Origin of the sequence: Streptomyces sp. MS191 (assembly GCF_008042125.1) — a bacterium.
Classification (GTDB): Bacteria; Actinomycetota; Actinomycetes; order Streptomycetales; family Streptomycetaceae; genus Streptomyces.
This window is the reverse complement of record NZ_RDBI01000040.1, coordinates 2,997,716-3,012,721: the sequence shown is the minus strand read 5'-3', so window position 1 is coordinate 3,012,721 and position 15,006 is coordinate 2,997,716. Positions and strand designations below refer to the sequence as shown.

Annotated in this window: 17 protein-coding genes and 1 pseudogene; 10 read left to right on the top strand and 8 right to left on the bottom strand. The window is 72.9% G+C overall.

The genetic code is table 11. The annotated features are described in order from the left end of the window. Both EAO71_RS21115 and hemL read right to left on the bottom strand, forming a co-directional pair. Positions 1–624, bottom strand: a 624-nt coding sequence (locus EAO71_RS21115) for a histidine phosphatase family protein (protein WP_147979426.1), incomplete at its 3' end; no start/stop codon positions are given. Next, a complete protein-coding gene (gene hemL, locus EAO71_RS21110; protein WP_147979121.1) occupies positions 621–1,928 on the bottom strand; it encodes a glutamate-1-semialdehyde 2,1-aminomutase in 1,308 nt (435 codons plus the stop codon). The genes EAO71_RS21115 and hemL, both read right to left, overlap by 4 nt. Before the next feature lie 257 nt (positions 1,929–2,185). Between hemL and EAO71_RS21105 the strand changes: the two genes are divergently transcribed. Next, positions 2,186–2,761, top strand: a complete 576-nt coding sequence (locus EAO71_RS21105) for a hypothetical protein (RefSeq protein ID WP_147979120.1) — start codon at positions 2,186–2,188, stop codon at positions 2,759–2,761. Positions 2,762–3,257: 496 nt separating this feature from the next. After that, positions 3,258–3,677, top strand: coding sequence for a MerR family transcriptional regulator (locus EAO71_RS21100; RefSeq protein ID WP_187282769.1), 420 nt, complete (start codon positions 3,258–3,260; stop codon positions 3,675–3,677). Positions 3,678–3,825: 148 nt separating this feature from the next. On the opposite strand, the gene EAO71_RS21095 is transcribed toward EAO71_RS21100, so the two are convergent. Next, positions 3,826–4,707, bottom strand: coding sequence for a substrate-binding domain-containing protein (locus EAO71_RS21095; protein ID WP_147979119.1), 882 nt, complete (start codon positions 4,705–4,707; stop codon positions 3,826–3,828). 190 nt (positions 4,708–4,897) lie between these two features. Here EAO71_RS21095 and EAO71_RS21090 point away from each other — a divergent pair, with 190 nt between their 5' ends. Continuing rightward, complete coding sequence (locus tag EAO71_RS21090; protein WP_147979118.1) at positions 4,898–5,146, top strand: hypothetical protein; 249 nt, start codon at positions 4,898–4,900, stop codon at positions 5,144–5,146. Positions 5,147–5,205: 59 nt separating this feature from the next. Here EAO71_RS21090 and EAO71_RS21085 read toward each other — a convergent pair whose 3' ends face one another. Beyond that, positions 5,206–5,775, bottom strand: a complete 570-nt coding sequence (locus EAO71_RS21085; protein ID WP_147979117.1) for a TIGR03086 family metal-binding protein — start codon at positions 5,773–5,775, stop codon at positions 5,206–5,208. Positions 5,776–5,969: 194 nt separating this feature from the next. Between EAO71_RS21085 and EAO71_RS21080 the strand changes: the two genes are divergently transcribed. The 4 genes and pseudogenes from EAO71_RS21080 (at position 5,970) to EAO71_RS21060 (ending at position 8,995) form a co-directional block, all read left to right on the top strand. Beyond that, positions 5,970–6,830 (top strand): helix-turn-helix domain-containing protein, encoded by an 861-nt coding sequence (locus tag EAO71_RS21080; protein ID WP_147979116.1) that lies wholly within the window; start codon positions 5,970–5,972, stop codon positions 6,828–6,830. 74 nt (positions 6,831–6,904) lie between these two features. Further along, positions 6,905–7,090: pseudogene (locus tag EAO71_RS21075) on the top strand (GNAT family N-acetyltransferase); the annotation flags it as partial. A 158-nt stretch (positions 7,091–7,248) separates the two neighbouring features. Further along, the gene (locus EAO71_RS21065) at positions 7,249–8,190 is read left to right on the top strand and encodes an NAD(P)H-binding protein (RefSeq protein WP_147979424.1); all 942 of its coding nucleotides are present in this window, start codon (positions 7,249–7,251) and stop codon (positions 8,188–8,190) included. A gap of 67 nt (positions 8,191–8,257) precedes the next feature. Further along, positions 8,258–8,995: a Mut7-C RNAse domain-containing protein gene (locus tag EAO71_RS21060; protein WP_147979115.1), complete on the top strand. Its 738-nt coding sequence runs from the start codon at positions 8,258–8,260 to the stop codon at positions 8,993–8,995. 15 nt (positions 8,996–9,010) lie between these two features. On the opposite strand, the gene EAO71_RS21055 is transcribed toward EAO71_RS21060, so the two are convergent. Both EAO71_RS21055 and EAO71_RS21050 read right to left on the bottom strand, forming a co-directional pair. Continuing rightward, positions 9,011–9,496, bottom strand: a complete 486-nt coding sequence (locus tag EAO71_RS21055) for a MarR family winged helix-turn-helix transcriptional regulator (RefSeq protein WP_147979114.1) — start codon at positions 9,494–9,496, stop codon at positions 9,011–9,013. A 62-nt stretch (positions 9,497–9,558) separates the two neighbouring features. After that, positions 9,559–10,119, bottom strand: a complete 561-nt coding sequence (locus tag EAO71_RS21050; protein WP_147979113.1) for a TetR/AcrR family transcriptional regulator — start codon at positions 10,117–10,119, stop codon at positions 9,559–9,561. Positions 10,120–10,240: 121 nt separating this feature from the next. Here EAO71_RS21050 and EAO71_RS21045 point away from each other — a divergent pair, with 121 nt between their 5' ends. Beyond that, complete coding sequence (locus EAO71_RS21045; RefSeq protein WP_147979112.1) at positions 10,241–11,662, top strand: FAD-dependent monooxygenase; 1,422 nt, start codon at positions 10,241–10,243, stop codon at positions 11,660–11,662. Positions 11,663–11,717: 55 nt separating this feature from the next. Here EAO71_RS21045 and EAO71_RS21040 read toward each other — a convergent pair whose 3' ends face one another. Beyond that, on the bottom strand, positions 11,718–12,206 hold the full coding sequence (locus EAO71_RS21040) for a hypothetical protein (RefSeq protein ID WP_261992213.1): 489 nt from the start codon (positions 12,204–12,206) through the stop codon (positions 11,718–11,720). A 75-nt stretch (positions 12,207–12,281) separates the two neighbouring features. On the opposite strand from EAO71_RS21040, the gene EAO71_RS21035 reads away from it, so the two are divergent. Continuing rightward, the gene (locus EAO71_RS21035; protein ID WP_147979111.1) at positions 12,282–12,617 is read left to right on the top strand and encodes a YnfA family protein; all 336 of its coding nucleotides are present in this window, start codon (positions 12,282–12,284) and stop codon (positions 12,615–12,617) included. 61 nt (positions 12,618–12,678) lie between these two features. Beyond that, positions 12,679–13,443 (top strand): SDR family NAD(P)-dependent oxidoreductase, encoded by a 765-nt coding sequence (locus tag EAO71_RS21030; protein ID WP_147979110.1) that lies wholly within the window; start codon positions 12,679–12,681, stop codon positions 13,441–13,443. Between the two features lie 62 nt (positions 13,444–13,505). Here EAO71_RS21030 and EAO71_RS21025 read toward each other — a convergent pair whose 3' ends face one another. Then, positions 13,506–14,699 carry an RtcB family protein gene (locus tag EAO71_RS21025; protein ID WP_147979109.1) on the bottom strand — a complete coding sequence of 398 codons (1,194 nt, stop codon included), beginning with the start codon at positions 14,697–14,699 and terminating at the stop codon, positions 13,506–13,508. Between the last annotated feature and the right edge of the window lie 307 nt (positions 14,700–15,006).

Genomic DNA, 15,006 nt, shown 5'->3' with positions numbered 1-15,006 from the left:
CACGATGCGGTCCCCCCGGTACGTGAACGAGGTCAGCGAGGCCAGCGTGCACTGCCGCCGCCGCGGGTCGTGCCAGAGCTTCCGCTTCTCCACGAAGCTGCGCACGATCCAGATCGGCAGCTGGTGGCTGACGCAGACCGCCTCGTGACCGCGGGCCGCGTCCTTCGCCGCGTCCAGCGCGCCCATCATCCGGACGACCTGCTCCAGGTACGGCTCGCCCCAGGACGGCCTGAACGGATTGGTCAGGTGCTTCCAGTTGCCCGGCTTGCGCAGGGCGCCGTCGCCGACTCCGAAGGTCTTGCCCTCGAAGACGTTGGCCGCCTCGATCAGCCGCTCGTCCGTGGCCAGGTCCAGACCGTGGCTCTTGGCGACCGGCTGCGCCGTCTCCTGGGCGCGCTCCAGCGGGGAGGCGACGACGTGGGTGATGTCCCGGTCGGCCAGGTGCTCGGCGACCCGGTCGGCCATCTGCCGGCCGAGCTCGGAGAGGTGGTACCCGGCACGGCGGCCGTAGAGGACGCCGTCGGGGTTGTGCACCTCGCCGTGGCGCATCACGTGGACGACCGTGATGTCGTCCTGGCCGGGCCGGCTGTCCGGCAGGCCGCTGTCGACGTGCTCGACGCTCATGCGGTGGCCTCCGCTGCGGCGCGGGCGGCGGCGGGCAGCGCGGCGGCGATCCGCTCGACCGCCCGGTCGTCGTGGGCCGTCGAGACGAACCAGGACTCGAAGGCGGACGGGGGCAGGTAGACGCCGTCGGCCAGCATCGAGTGGAAGAAGGCGTTGAAGCGGAAGGCCTCCTGCTTCTTCGCGTCGTCGTAGTCGCGGACCTCGTCCGCCGTGAAGAACACGGAGAACATGTTGGACGCGGTCTGCAGCCGGTGGGCGACGCCCTCCTTGGCGAGCGCGCCGGTGACCAGCCCCTGGATCTCCCGGGAGACCGCGTCGACCTTGTCGTACGCGGCCTGGTCCAGCAGGCGCAGCTGGGCGAGGCCCGCGGCCGTGGCGATCGGGTTACCGGAGAGGGTGCCCGCCTGGTAGACCGGGCCGGCCGGGGCGAGGTGCCCCATGACGTCGGCGCGGCCGCCGAAGGCGGCGGCGGGGAAGCCGCCGCCCATGACCTTGCCGAAGGTCATCAGGTCGGGCGCGACGCCGTCGACGCCGTACCAGCCGGCACGCGAGGTCCGGAAGCCCGTCATGACCTCGTCGGAGATGTAGAGCGCGCCGTTCTCCCGGCACAGGTCCGCCAGGCCCTGGTTGAAGCCCGCGACCGGCGGGACGACACCCATGTTGCCCGGCGACGCCTCGGTGATGACACAGGCGATCTCGCCCGGGTGCGCGGCGAACGCGGCCCGGACGGCCTCCAGGTCGTTGTACGGCAGGACGATCGTGTCCCCGGCCTGAGCGCCGGTCACGCCGGGCGTGTCGGGAAGACCGAAAGTGGCCACACCGGAGCCGGCCGCGGCCAGCAGCGCGTCCACGTGCCCGTGGTAGCAGCCGGCGAACTTCACGACCTTCGCCCGGCCCGTGAAACCGCGGGCCAGCCGGATCGCCGACATCGTGGCCTCCGTGCCGGAGGAGACGAGACGGACCTGCTCGACCGGCTCGATCCGGGCGACGATCTCCTCGGCGAGCGCGACCTCACCCTCGCCCGGCGTGCCGAACGAGGTGCCGCGGGCGACGGCCGCCTGCACCGCGGCGATCACCTCGGGGTGGGAATGGCCGAGGATCATCGGCCCCCACGAGCAGACGAGGTCGACGTACTCACGACCGTCCGCATCGGTGAGGTAAGGGCCGGTACCGGACACCATGAACCGGGGCGTTCCGCCCACGGCCCGGAAGGCGCGCACCGGCGAGTTCACGCCGCCGGGCGTCACGAGGGACGCGCGGTCGAAAAGCGTCTGTGAGACTGGGGCTTCGTATGAATACGGCACTGTGGTCCTGACCTGCGAGTACGGCTGTGAGTACGGAAGGAGTGCGTGGGCACCCTGTGCGTTACGCCGGGGCGTCGGTGCTCCGCGTCTGCGAAACTGGGGCGTCATAGGGATGGCTCACGGAATCCATGGTGTCAGAGGGCCGGACGTTCTTGCGGACAGGTGTTTCACCGCGAGAGCGTGGGGGAGGTCACTGAACACGGTGATCGGGTTGCGCGACGGGGGTCGTGCTGCCTAAAAAGCAGTCGGGTGGAGATATGCATCGCGGTGGCGGACTGGGCGAGGGGACGGACGACCTGGGTCCCGAGCCTGCCCGGCGGGGGAAGCACCGGCGACGGCGTACGGAAGACCCCTCGGGAGCGACGGAACCCATGACAGGGAGCGGGAGTGGCCGGTTGGGGGTGACGTACAAGTACTTCGGCGCACCCGACGGCGCCACGGCGGCCCGCGTCCCGATCTCGATGCGCCCGGAGGAACTGGGCGGCGACGAGCTCGGCATGGGCGGCATGTTCACCAAGATCAAGCCGGAGACCATAGCCGCCATGGTTCTCACCGGCATCCAGGGCATGCCCCTGCACAAGGTGCCCCCACTGGAACTGGTGGTGCTCCATCCCGACTACGCCGTCGTGAAGCTGCCGATGACCGTCGTCGATCCGCTGCGCGGCATCGGCGAGGAGTCGGTCGGCGCCGCCGCCTTCATCTGGTCCACGGTCCCGGACCGCGGCGGCCCGAGGGACGCCTTCAACGTCTACCAGCTGCTCCACGAGTGGCAGGACTTCTCGGTGCGCCTCCACGAGGCGGGGCACCAGCCGTACTGCCTGGTGTGGCCCTGACCTGACACTCTCCGCGCCGCGCGCGGAAATCTCTCCGGCGCTTTCCGCCCTGCCCCTCCCGGGCCGGGGCGAGGGCGGCGTGCGGCCGCCCGCCCGTCCCGGCGCGCGGCGTCCTCGGCCGGCTTTCTCCGGCCGGGCATTCTCCCGCCGGCCTTCTTCGGGCCGGACCTCTTCGGGCCGGACCTCTTCGGGCCGGCTTGCGGCCTGCCTCTTCCGGCCCGCCCTTTCGTCGGCTCCGGGTGCGCACGGGCGCACCGGGTGGCCCTTCGACCGCGTTGCGCCACCTTTCTGACTCACATAAGTGCTGAAGTTATGACGAATGGGATGTAATGCGCGGGTATCGCGCCCGCAGCAGCCTGACGAAGGGAAGGACGCCGTGGGCAGAGACCTGGGCAGGGACAGAGGAGCACGCGCGGGAACGGGCATGGACGGAGCCGTCCGGGGCCTGGGCCGGGGGACGGGAACGAACCTCGGGATCGGCGTGCGCAGGCGGCACATCCCCGGGGAGCCCATGCAGATCGGCGAGGTGGCGGCGCGCACCGAACTGTCGCTGCGCACCATCCGCCACTACGAGGACGCCGGCCTGGTCGTCCCTTCCGCCAGCTCACAGGGCGGCTTCCCGCTCTACACCGACGCCGACGTCGCCCGGCTGATGGTGATCCGCCGCATGAAGCCGCTCGGCTTCAGCATCGACGAGACCCGCGAACTGCTGCGGGCCGTGGACCGGCTCGGCGCGGACCGGCCCGGCACGGACACGGAACTGCCGCCGGCCGAGCGCGCCGCCCTGGTCGCCCGGGTCCGGGGCTACGAGCAGGCGGCCACCGAACGGGTCGCCGAACTGCGTGAGCAGCTCGCACGGGTGGAGGAGTTCGCCGCCTCGCTGCGGGAACGCCTGGGGGACAGCGCCACCGTCTGAGCCGCGGCCGCGACGGCACCGGGGCGCCCGGGGCCGGCCGGCCCCGGACGCCGGGGCGACGCTCTCCTGGTTCCGTCCGGGCGATCCGGCAACGTCGCGGGGTGGCGTGGCCGGCGCCGTGCGACGGCCCGGGAGGACGGGACGGCCCTCAGCCTCGGAGCGCCGCTGCGATGTCCCGGAAGAAGCGGCCGTACGCCGCCGGGCTCGGCGGGGTCTCCGGGTTCCACGGCGCCACCCGCGCCTCCCCCACCGGCGGGAGGGCCTCGGGCCGTACGGCGTTGGACCGGTTGTCGAAGAGCACCAGGTCCGGGGCGAGCCCGGCGGCGTGCTCCCAGTCGGTGGTGAGCCAGTTGGCACCGGGCCCGGGACCGGGGTCGAGGAGGCGTACGCCGAGCTCCTGGAGCCTGGCCAGCTCGGGCCATGCCTGCGGACGGGCCAGATGGACCTGGTCCGGGCCGGCGGCGGACAGCGCGAGCACGGTCGCGGTCGCGGTCCGAGCGACGGCGGCGAGCGCCGCCTCGGACGCCTCGACGGTCCCCGCGCCCCTCGCGTCCGGATCCACCGCACCCGCGTCGACGTCGTGCGGACCGGCGGTGGCACCGTCCCGCAGCGCGGCTCCCAGCTCCCCGAACCGGTCGATGATCGTCGCGAGGGACTGGTCGCTCCCGACGGAGACCACGGCCGCGGGCACCCCGATCCGGTCGGCGACCGCCTCGTCCAGCGCGTACGCGCTCTTCCCGTCGTAGCTCACGTCCACCACCAGGTCCGGCCGCAGCTCCCGCAGGACGTCCTCGCCCAGGGTCCGGCCGGGCCCGAGGTACGGGACACCCGCCGCCGCCAGGCCCCCCGCCTTGACCGGGTCGAGCGTGCCGCCGTCGTGCCCCGATCCGTACACCGCGACGGGCGTCACGCCCAGGTCCCGTAACGCGGCCCCGGCCCGCACGTAGGCCACGACCCGCTCCGGCCTGCGCGCGGCCGTCAGCGCCACTCCCCTGTCGTCCGTGAACCCCCACGCCCCTGCGTCCGACATGCGGCTGCTCCCTCCCGGCCGGATTTCTCCCTCTCCCGCCACCTTGGAGCGCTTCTCCGAGCCGCACAAGAGGGCCTCGGCGCTGCCCCGCCGCCGCCGGAAGAGGGACAATCGGAAGGGTCAGCGCCGTGCGTACGCGCCGTCTGCCAGAGCGCGCCTCCGTACCGGCCCTCGCGCCCCGGAGTCAGCCATGCCGTCCCTGCCCGGCCCGTTCTCGGACCCCCGTGTGATCACGCTTCTCGGCCTGCTCGCCGTCTCCGCGACGACGTGGGTGGTGGCCCTGGGGCAGCGAGCCCGCGCCCGCCGCGCGCGGGCGGACATGCCGTTGGAGAGGGTCTGGCACCCCCAGGAGTCGGTGTCCCTGACCGCCGCCGAGGAGGACGCCTTCGGCCAGGTCGTCTCCCGCCTCTCGCTGGGCTCGGCCGGTCGACTGCGATGACGAGGGCGGGGGCGCCGGGCCCGGGCCACGGTGTGCGCCGGCGCCCGGGCGTCGGGGGATCAGGCCCAGGCGCGCGGGTCGCGGCCGGTCGTGGCGAGCAGGCGCTCGAACGGGTCCGCGCCGGCGGGCAGCTCCACGGCCTCCTTGAAGACGTTCATCTTCCGGGCCATGGGCGCCATCCGCTCCACCTCGCCCGTCAGCCCCTCCACCACGGTGGGGTCCGGCTGGAACGGCCGGCCCGTGGCACGGGCCAGGTCCCAGATGTGGACGGTGAGGTCGAGCAGCACCATCGACGCGACCGTCCTCGCGGGCATGTCCATGGCGCCCGTGGTGCCCTCCTCGGCGCCCGGCGCGGACCAGGCGGCCACCAGCTTCCCGGTCTCCGCCTCGAAGCCGGCGCGCCAGTCGCCCTCGCCCACGTAGTCCGGCGTGGCGGAGAAGTCGGACGGCTGCTTGGCGGCGAGGGCCTGGAAGTTCACGACGACGTGCAGCAGGTGGTTCAGCAGCGCGCGCACGTCGTACTCGGCGCAGGGGGTGGGCGCGTCGAGGCTGTCCTCGGGGATGCCCCGCACCACGAGGACGGCCTGGGTGACGGCGGTGTCCAGCAGTTCGCTCATGCGGTACGTCATGGGTCCACGCTGCCCGCTCCCGCTCCCGGCCGTCTTGAAGAAACGCGCCAAGGCCGGGAGCCCTCACGCGGAGGGCGCCCCGGACCCCGGCGGGCACGGCACCGGCCGGGACGCCCGATGACGACGCGGGAGACGGGGCCTCCGGGCGTCGGGAGCCCGGCAGGATCGGCAGGACAGCCCTTAGCATCACGGACATGAGCCCTGACGGACCACGTCGTGACACCCGGGGCATCGTCGACGCCGCCGAGCTGCTGACGCACGTCCGCTTCCGCCGCCGCGAGCCCGCCCCGGAGCTGCGTCCGTATCTGGAGCACTACTGGCTGATCGACTGGGACCTCGCCGAGCCGTACGCGAGCCACGTCGTCCCGCACCCCTCCGTGAACGTCGTCTTCCAGCGCTACGAGAGCGCCGACGGCGGCGGGGACGCTGAGTCGTTCGGCGAGGTCGCCGGGATCGGGCTCGAACTCTTCACGAAGAAGCTCACGGGTCGCGGCCGTGTCTGCGGGGTGCAGTTCCGGCCCGGCGGCTTCCGGCCGTTCGCGCCGGCGTGGCCGGTGTCCCGCTGGACGGGGCGCCGGGTGCCGCTCGACGAGGTGTTCGCCGACGCCGGCCGGGCCGCGGGCAGGACGGTCGCCGCCGTGCTCGATCCGGCGACCGACGACGCGCGTGCGGCCGCGCTCGACGCCTTCCTGCTGGCCCACGGTCCCGCGCCCGATGCCCAGGCCGAACAGGCCATGGCACTGGTGGACCTGGTGCGCCGGGACCGCACGGTGCGCCGGGTGTCCGAACTGGCCGCCGCGGGGGGCCTGTCCGCGCGCTCCCTGCAGCGGCTGTTCGCCACCCGCGTCGGCGTCGGCCCGAAGTGGGTCATCCTGCGCTACCGCATCCACGAGGCCCTGGAACACGCCGAGTCGGGGGAGGGCCCGGACACCCTCGACTGGGCCCGGCTCGCGGCCGACCTCGGCTACAGCGACCAGGCCCATCTGGTCAGGGACTTCACGGCGACGGTCGGGGTGCCTCCCACGGCCTACGCCCGCCAGGTGTCGGACGCCTGACCCGGACGCGCGTCGGACGCGGGACCACCGGCCTGCACCGGCCGGGTGTCGGAGACGCCCCCTAAGCTGCGGGCATGGACTCTCCCACCAATTCCCCCGTGCGCCTGGAGCCCTGGTCCGAGCAGGACTTCGAGCTTCTCCGGGCCATGAACGCGCCGGAGTCGACGGAGCATCTCGGCGGTCCCGAGACCGAGGAGGCGCTCGCCGGGCGGCATCGGCGCTACGTGGACCTGAGCGCCGACACCACGGGCAGGGGACGGCCATGAACGCGCCGGAGTCGACGGAGCATCTCGGCGGTCCCGAGACCGAGGAGGCGCTCGCCGGGCGGCATCGGCGCTACGTGGACCTGAGCGCCGACACCACGGGCAGGGGACGGGCCCACGAGGTCCGTCGGGCCCCGCGCGCTACCGTCCGGCCCATGAAGATCATCGACCTCGAGTACGGCGACCCCCGCCTGGAGTCCGACCTGCTCCCCGTCCTGCGCGAGCTGCGTCCCCACCTCACCCCCGAACTCTTCGCCGAGGTGCAGGACCGCGGCCGTGTCGCCACCACCCTGCTCGGACTGCTCCACGACGCGGGCGTCAAGGCGAAAGCCGCCTCCAAGAACCCCGCGGACCTCTCCCCACCCGAGGGCGTGGACACCGTCCGCTGCGATCTCGCCGATCCGACGACCTTCGGCGCCGCACTGGAAGGCGTCGACTCCGTCTTCCTGTACGCCGAGCCCTCGCACATCGACGCCTTCACCGCGCAGGCCCGCGCCGCCGGCGTGCGCCATGTCGTCCTGCTGTCCTCCAGCTCCGTGCTCGCCCCCGACGCCGCGGACAACCCGATCGCGGCCTCCCACCTGGCCGTCGAGCGCGCCCTGGAGTCCGCCGCGGTCGACGGCGCCTTCGAGGCGACGCACCTCCGGCCGGGGGCCTTCGCGACCAACGCACTGCAGTGGTCCTGGGCGTTCAGGTCCTCGCGCCCCGTGGAGCTTCCGTATCCCGGTTCGCACGCCGATCCGATCCACGAGACGGACGTCGCCGAGGCCGCCTTCGCCGTCCTCACCGAGTCCCGGCTCCGCGGCTCCTCGTACCTGCTGACCGGCCCCGAATCGCTCGACTTCACCGAGCAGCTGGCGATCCTCGCCGAGGTGACGGGACACCGGGCCACGGTGCACGCCGTGACGCCCGAGCAGTGGAAGGAGTCGGTCTCCTCCCACATACCGGAGACCTTCGCCGACGCCCTGCTGTCCTACTGGGCCGCGCACGACGGCAGGCCGGTGCCCCTGACCCGCACGGTCGAGGAGCTGACCGGGCACCCGGCCCGCACCTTCGCCCGGTGGGCGGCCGAGCACGCGGACGCCTTCCGCCCGTGAGAACGCGGGCCGGGCGAGGTCCCGAAATGCCTGGCCGTCCGGCGGACCCCGGTGACATCCTGTCCCCGTGAACGGACCGGAGATCCAGATCAGTTTCGCCCCCGACCTGCGGCTCTTCGTCTCGGCGGAGCGCCGCACGGGACCCACCGCGGTGACGACCGACGGCGTCTCGACGCTCGGGCACGTCGTGGAGTCACTGGGCGTGCCGCTCACCGAGGCCGGGCGGCTGCTCGTCGACGGGCGGCCCGTGGCCGTCTCGCACGTCCCGGCGGCGGGCGAGACGGTCGAGGTGGAGGGCGTCACCCGCCCGCAGTCCGTGCCCGGCGCTCCGCTCCGGTTCCTCCTGGACGTCCATCTCGGCACGCTGGCGCGCCGCATGCGGCTGCTGGGGATCGACGCGGCGTACGAGAGCGAGGACCTCGGCGACCCGGCGCTGGCGGCGCTCTCGGCGAAGGAGCGGCGGGTGATGCTCTCCCGGGACCGCGGTCTGCTGCGCCGCCGGGAGCTGTGGGCGGGCGCCTACGTGTACAGCGACCGGCCCGAGGACCAGCTGCGCGACGTGCTGGAGCGGTTCGCGCCCCCGCTGGAGCCGTGGACACGCTGCACCGCCTGCAACGGCCGGCTGACCGAGGCCGACAAGGACTCGGTGCGCGAGCGACTGGAACAGGGCACGGAGAAGACGTACGACGTGTTCGCGAGCTGCACGGAGTGCGAGCGGGTGTACTGGCGGGGCGCCCACCACGCCCGGCTGGAGGCGATCGTCACCGACGCGGTCCGCGAGTTCGGCGGGGCGGCGGCGCACTGAGCCGCCGCGGCCGCGTCAGCCGAGKTCGCCCTGGCGCAGCCGCTCGATCTGCACGGCGCTGAGCTCCACGGTCCGGCGCATATGGGCGATGAGCAGGGCGACCTCGGCGTCGCTGTAGGCGTCGAACATCGTGCCCCAGGCCCCGTTGAGCCGCCGCCAGAAGGCACCGAGTTCGGCCATCCGCTCGGGTACCACGGCGACGAGGACGCGCCGCCGGTCCTCGCCGTCCCGCTCGCGCGTCACGTATCCGGCGCGCTCCAGACGGTCCACGAGCCGGGTCGCGGAGCCCGTGGTGAGTCCGGTCAGCTCGGCTATCCGGCCGGTGGTGACGGGGCCGGACTCCAGGGAGAGCAGGTTCAGGCACTGCACATCGGTCGGGTGGAGCCGCAGATGATCCGCCACGGCCTGGTTGAACAGGGCGTAGGAGGCCATGTACCGACGGGACTCGCCGTAGAGCTCGGTCATGAGACCTTCCCGCCGGGCGGACTTCTTCTGCGTCATGCAGGAATTCTACGAAGCGGGCCCGGGAGCGTCACCTGCCGGCAGGGTCGGCAGGACGCCCCCTAAGGGCTCTCGGCGGTCAGATAGCGCTGGACCGTCGGGCCGAGCCAGGCGACGACGTCCTCGCGGGACATCTCGACGGCCGGCGGCAGGCGGAGCACGTAGCGGGCCAGCGCCATGCCGAGGATCTGCGAGGCGACGAGCGCCGCCCGGCGGGGCGCGTCGGCCGGGTCGGGGCAGACGCCGAGGGCGACGGGTCCGAGCTGCTGGGCGAAGACCGCCTGCATCCGCTCGGCGCCGGCGGCGTTGGTCACGCCGACCCGCAGCAGGCCGGTCAGGACGTCGTCGCGCTCCCACCGGTCGAGGAAGTGCGTCACCAGCACCGCGCCGATGTGCCGCTGCGGCAGGCCGCCGATCTCCGGAAGGCTGAGCTCGATCTCCGACGCGGCGGCGAACAGCCCCTCCTTGCTGCCGTAGTAGCGCATCACCATCGACGGGTCGATCCCGGCGTCGCGGGCGATGGCCCGGATGGTGGCGCGCTCGTACCCGTCGGAGGCGAACCGCTCGCGGGCGGCTTCGAGGATCGCGGCGCGGGTCGCGTCGGAACGGCGTGCAGTCGTCATGCCAACAACTGTAGGCCAACGGGTGTTGACATGCCAGAAAGGGCGGCTCTACATTTGCCAACAAGCGTTGACCAACAAGCGTTGACCAACGGACATCGGCACGGCTCCCCCGGAGGCATCGATGAACCAGCTGGACACGGACGTTCTCGTCGTAGGCGCCGGCCCGACCGGCATGCTCCTCGCCGGCGACCTCGCCGGCGCCGGTCTGCGCGTCACGCTGGTCGAGCGCCGCCCGCACGGCATCGGCAACCTGACCCGAGCGTTCGGCGTGCACGCCCGCACCCTGGAGCAGCTGGACGCCCGCGGGCTCGCGGACGAGCTGGTCGCTTTGGGCACCCCCATCACCCGGATGCGCCTCTTCAGCCGGCTCGCCCTCGACCTGACCCGGCTGCCCTCCCGTTTCAACCACCTCCTCATCACCCCGCAGTACGAGGTCGAGCGCCTCCTCGAACGGCGCGTGCTGTCCACAGGTGTGGACGTCCGGCACGAGACGGAGCTGCGCGGGCTGCGCCAGGACGCCGACGGGGTCTCGGCCGAGTTCACCGGCCCCGACGGCGCGCCCCTGACCCTGCGCGCCCGCTACCTCGTCGGCACCGACGGCGTGCGCAGCGCGGTGCGGACCGCGCTCGGACTGCCCTTCCCCGGCGTCTCCGTGATCCGTTCCATCGTCCTGGCCGACGTCCGCCTGGCCGAGGAGCCCGAAGGACTGCTCACGGTCGACGGCTCCGGCGACGCCTWCGCCTTCGTCGCCCCCTTCGGCGACGGCTGGTACCGCGTGATGGGCTGGGACCGGACCCGCCAGGTCCCCGACAGCGAGCCCGTCGACCTCGACGAGGTCCGCGGCATCGCCCGCACCGCGCTCGGCAGTGACTACGGCATGCACGACGCCCGCTGGATCTCCCGCTTCCACAGCGACGAGCGCCAGGCCCCCGCGTACCGCTCCGGGCGGGTCTTCCTCGCCGGCGACGCCGCCCACGTCCACTCCCCCGCCGGCGGACAGGGCATGAACACCGGCCTGCAGGACGCCGCCAACCTGTCCTGGAAGCTCGCCGCGGTCCTGCGCGGGGACGCCCCCGACCCCGAGGCGCTCCTCGACAGCTACCAGGCCGAGCGGCACCCGGTCGGCGCCATGGTGCTCCGCAGCAGCGGCGCCATCGTCCGGCTCGCCATGGCCCGCACCCCTCTCCATCGCGCCGGGCGCGCCCTCGCCGCTCGCTTCCTCGGCACGGTGCGCCCCGCCGCCGCGCGGGCCATGGGCATGATCAGCGGCCTCGGCATCGCGTACGCCCCCGGCCCTGGCGCCCGCCGTCCCGTGGGCCGGCGGGTCCCGGACCTGGCACTGCGGGAGGGGCGGCTCTACGAGCTGCTGCGCGAGGGCGAGTTCGTCCTGATCGCCCCCGAGGGCGCGACGCCCGTCGTGCCCGCGTCCCCGGCGTCACCCACCCGTCTCGTCCGCGCCACCTGGAAGGACCCCGGTCGCCGCACGGCGCTCCTGGTCCGCCCCGACGGATACGCCGCCTGGACCGGCCGTGCGGACGGCTGAGCGGTCCACCGGGGCGGCCCGCCTCCGGGCGGGCCCGTCGGAAGAAGCGGACCCGTCAGAAGGCGTAGGCGTCGCCGGTCGCCAGGACGAGCACGCGATGCCGGTCGTTGTCGGGGTTGGGATCGGTCGAGCCATCGCTCCACGCGGTGCCGATCTCCACGGTGACCTCGTCCGGGGAGCCCGCCGTGCGCAGCCCGATCGCCAGCTCACCGGCCGCCGCCCCGGCGGCCCGCAGCGCACCCGTCCGGCAGGCGACCACCCGCTCGCCGACCCACAGGCAGGCCGGCGGCAGCTCCTGACCCGCGGCCGGCGGCTCCGAGAAGGCGAGCCGCACGGTCGCCTCGGACACGTCCGACGAGCCGTGGTTCCGACTCACCAGCCGGACCTCGAGCCGCCCCTGCCAGAGGGAGGCGTAGCCGTGATGGGCCAGATCCGCCTCGCGCCCGACCCTCGCGGGACCGTCGGCGCGAGCGCTTCCGCACGGACCGGCCATCACCGACGTCATCAGGACAGCACCGAGCAGGGCCTTGCTCCTCGCACTCATGGCCCGAAGATACCGATTGATCCGCATATCTTCTGATTACCAGTCAGCCTGCGTGTCCCGTGACACCCTGACCGCATGCTGATCGCGCGTTCCGTCGCCCTCTTCGCCCTCGCCGCGCTCTTCGAGATCGGCGGCGCCTGGCTCGTCTGGCAGGGCGTACGCGAGGACCGCGGCTGGGCCTGGATCGGCGCGGGCGTCATCGCCCTCGGCGTCTACGGCTTCGTCGCCACCCTCCAGCCCGACGCCGAGTTCGGCCGGATCCTCGCCGCCTACGGGGGCGTGTTCGTCGCCGGATCGATCGCCTGGGGCATGGTCGCCGACGGATACCGCCCCGATCGCTGGGACGTCACCGGCGCGCTGATCTGCCTCGCCGGCATGGCCGTGATCATGTACGCCCCGCGAACCCGCTGAGCCCGCCGCCTATCCTGACCACGCGATCGACGAAATCGACCACACGCGCGAGGAGCACGTCATGACTGCCGCCGGTACCCCCATCGCCGTCGTCACCGGAGCGAGCAGCGGCATCGGCGCCGCCACCGCCCGGCGGCTCGCCGCCGCCGGATACCGCGTGGTCCTCACCGCCCGCCGCAAGGACCGCATCGAGACCCTCGCCGCGGAGATCAACGAGGCCGGCCACCAGGCGACCGCGTACGCCCTGGACGTCACCGACCGCGAGGCCGTCCAGACCTTCGCCACGGCCTTCCGCACCATCGCCGTCCTCGTCAACAACGCGGGCGGCGCGCTCGGCGCGGACTCCGTCGCGACCGGCGACCCCGAGGACTGGCGCCGGATGTACGAGGTCAACGTCATCGGCACCCTCAACGTCACCCAGGCCCTGCTCCCCGCCCTCACCGCGAGCGGCGACGGCACGGTCGTCGTCCTCTCCTCCACCGCCGGGCACTCCACCTACGAGGGCGGCGCCGGCTACGTCGCCGCCAAGAACGGTGCCCGCGTCCTGGCCGAGACCCTCCGCCTGGAGATCGTCGGCACCCCGGTCCGCGTCATCGAGGTCGCCCCGGGCATGGTGAAGACCGAGGAGTTCGCGACCACCCGCTTCCGCGGCGACACCGACAAGGCCGCCAAGGTCTACGCGGGCGTGGCCGAGCCCCTCACCGCCGACGACGTCGCCGACACGGTCACCTGGGCCGTCACCCGCCCGCCGCACGTCAACATCGACCTGCTGGTCGTCCGCCCGCGCGCCCAGGCCTCCAACACCAAGGTGCACCGCGAGCTGTGACGCCGACGCGGAAGGCCCCGGCACCAGGGGTGCCGGGGCCTTCCGCCGCGCGGGAAGGGCGGTCAGCCCTTCACGCAGATGACCTGCTTCAGCTTCGCGACGACCTCGACCAGGTCCCGCTGCTGGTCGATGACCTTCTCGATCGGCTTGTAGGCGCCCGGGATCTCGTCCACGACCCCGGAGTCCTTGCGGCACTCCACGCCCCGCGTCTGCTCCTCCAGGTCCCGCGTCGAGAAGCGCCGCTTCGCCGCGCTCCGGCTCATCTTCCGGCCGGCTCCGTGGGAGGCCGAGTTGAACGACGCCGCGTTGCCGAGGCCCTTCACGATGTACGAGCCGGTGCCCATGGAGCCCGGGATGATCCCGAGATCGCCGGAGCCCGCCCGGATCGCGCCCTTGCGGGTGACGAGCAGGTCCATGCCGTCGTACCGCTCCTCCGCCACGTAGTTGTGGTGGCAGGAGATCACCGGCTCGAAGGTCACCCGCGCCTTGCGGAACTCACGGCGGACGACCTCCTGGAAGAGCGCCATCATGATCGCGCGGTTGTACTTCGCGTACTCCTGCGCCCAGAAGAGGTCGTTGCGGTACGCCGCCATCTGCGGGGTGTCCGCGATGAAGACGGCGAGGTCCCGGTCGACGAGCCCCTGGTTGTGCGGCAGCTGCCGCGCCTCGCCGATGTGGTGCTCGGCGAGCTCCTTGCCGATGTTCCGCGAGCCGGAGTGCAGCATCAGCCAGACCGCACCCGACTCGTCGAGACAGAACTCGACGAAGTGGTTGCCGCTGCCGAGCGTCCCCATCTGGAGCGCGGCCCGCTCCCGGCGGAACTTGACCGCGTCCGCGACCCCGTCGAAGCGGGTCCAGAAGTCGTCCCACCCCGACGTCGGGAACTGGAAGAGCCGCTTGGGGTCCACCTCGTCACGGTGCATCCCGCGACCCACCGGGATCGCCTGCTCGATCTTCGACCGCAGCCGCGACAGGTCTCCCGGCAGGTCGTTCGCGGTGAGCGAGGTCTTCACGGCCGACATGCCGCAGCCGATGTCGACGCCGACCGCGGCCGGGCACACCGCGCCCTGCATCGCGATCACCGAGCCGACCGTGGCGCCCTTGCCGTAATGCACGTCCGGCATCACGGCCAGGCCCTTGATCCACGGCAGCGTCGCCACGTTGTGGAGCTGCTGCATGGCGCCGCCCTCCACCGTCGAAGGATCCGCCCACATCCGGATGGGCACCTGCGCGCCCGGTACCTCTACGTACGACATACTTCCTCGATTCCCCCGATAAGCCTAAAAACGCAAAAACCGGGGCCAAAGCCCGTACAGGTGACGACGGACCGGCATCGACGGCAGTGCGTGCGATACACATTGTGTTCAGCGGCCGGTGTCCGGCGGCAATCGTTTTTTCGGGGAAGTCCTCGGCAGAAGTCGGGAGAAGGGAGCCTGCGAGCGTGCAGCGACAGGCGTACGTACCCGGTCTGACAGCACTCGCGGCGGCACTCGCGCTGGGCCTGACCGGATGCTCCTCCGGCGGCGGCGCGGACGTCACGGCCATGGACTCCAAGGCCGGCCC

Excerpts from the sequence above, each read along its gene's own strand:
- EAO71_RS21025 (WP_147979109.1), bottom strand. The coding sequence starts at position 14,699 with ATGTCGTACGTAGAGGTACCGGGCGCGCAGGTGCCCATCCGGATGTGG.
- EAO71_RS21030 (WP_147979110.1), top strand. The coding sequence starts at position 12,679 with ATGACTGCCGCCGGTACCCCCATCGCCGTCGTCACCGGAGCGAGCAGC.
- EAO71_RS21035 (WP_147979111.1), top strand. The coding sequence starts at position 12,282 with ATGCTGATCGCGCGTTCCGTCGCCCTCTTCGCCCTCGCCGCGCTCTTC.
- EAO71_RS21080 (WP_147979116.1), top strand. The coding sequence starts at position 5,970 with ATGAGCCCTGACGGACCACGTCGTGACACCCGGGGCATCGTCGACGCC.
- EAO71_RS21090 (WP_147979118.1), top strand. The coding sequence starts at position 4,898 with ATGCCGTCCCTGCCCGGCCCGTTCTCGGACCCCCGTGTGATCACGCTT.
- EAO71_RS21065 (WP_147979424.1), top strand. The coding sequence starts at position 7,249 with ATGAAGATCATCGACCTCGAGTACGGCGACCCCCGCCTGGAGTCCGAC.
- EAO71_RS21095 (WP_147979119.1), bottom strand. The coding sequence starts at position 4,707 with ATGTCGGACGCAGGGGCGTGGGGGTTCACGGACGACAGGGGAGTGGCG.
- EAO71_RS21105 (WP_147979120.1), top strand. The coding sequence starts at position 2,186 with ATGCATCGCGGTGGCGGACTGGGCGAGGGGACGGACGACCTGGGTCCC.
- EAO71_RS21085 (WP_147979117.1), bottom strand. The coding sequence starts at position 5,775 with ATGACGTACCGCATGAGCGAACTGCTGGACACCGCCGTCACCCAGGCC.
- EAO71_RS21040 (WP_261992213.1), bottom strand. The coding sequence starts at position 12,206 with ATGAGTGCGAGGAGCAAGGCCCTGCTCGGTGCTGTCCTGATGACGTCG.
- EAO71_RS21050 (WP_147979113.1), bottom strand. The coding sequence starts at position 10,119 with ATGACGACTGCACGCCGTTCCGACGCGACCCGCGCCGCGATCCTCGAA.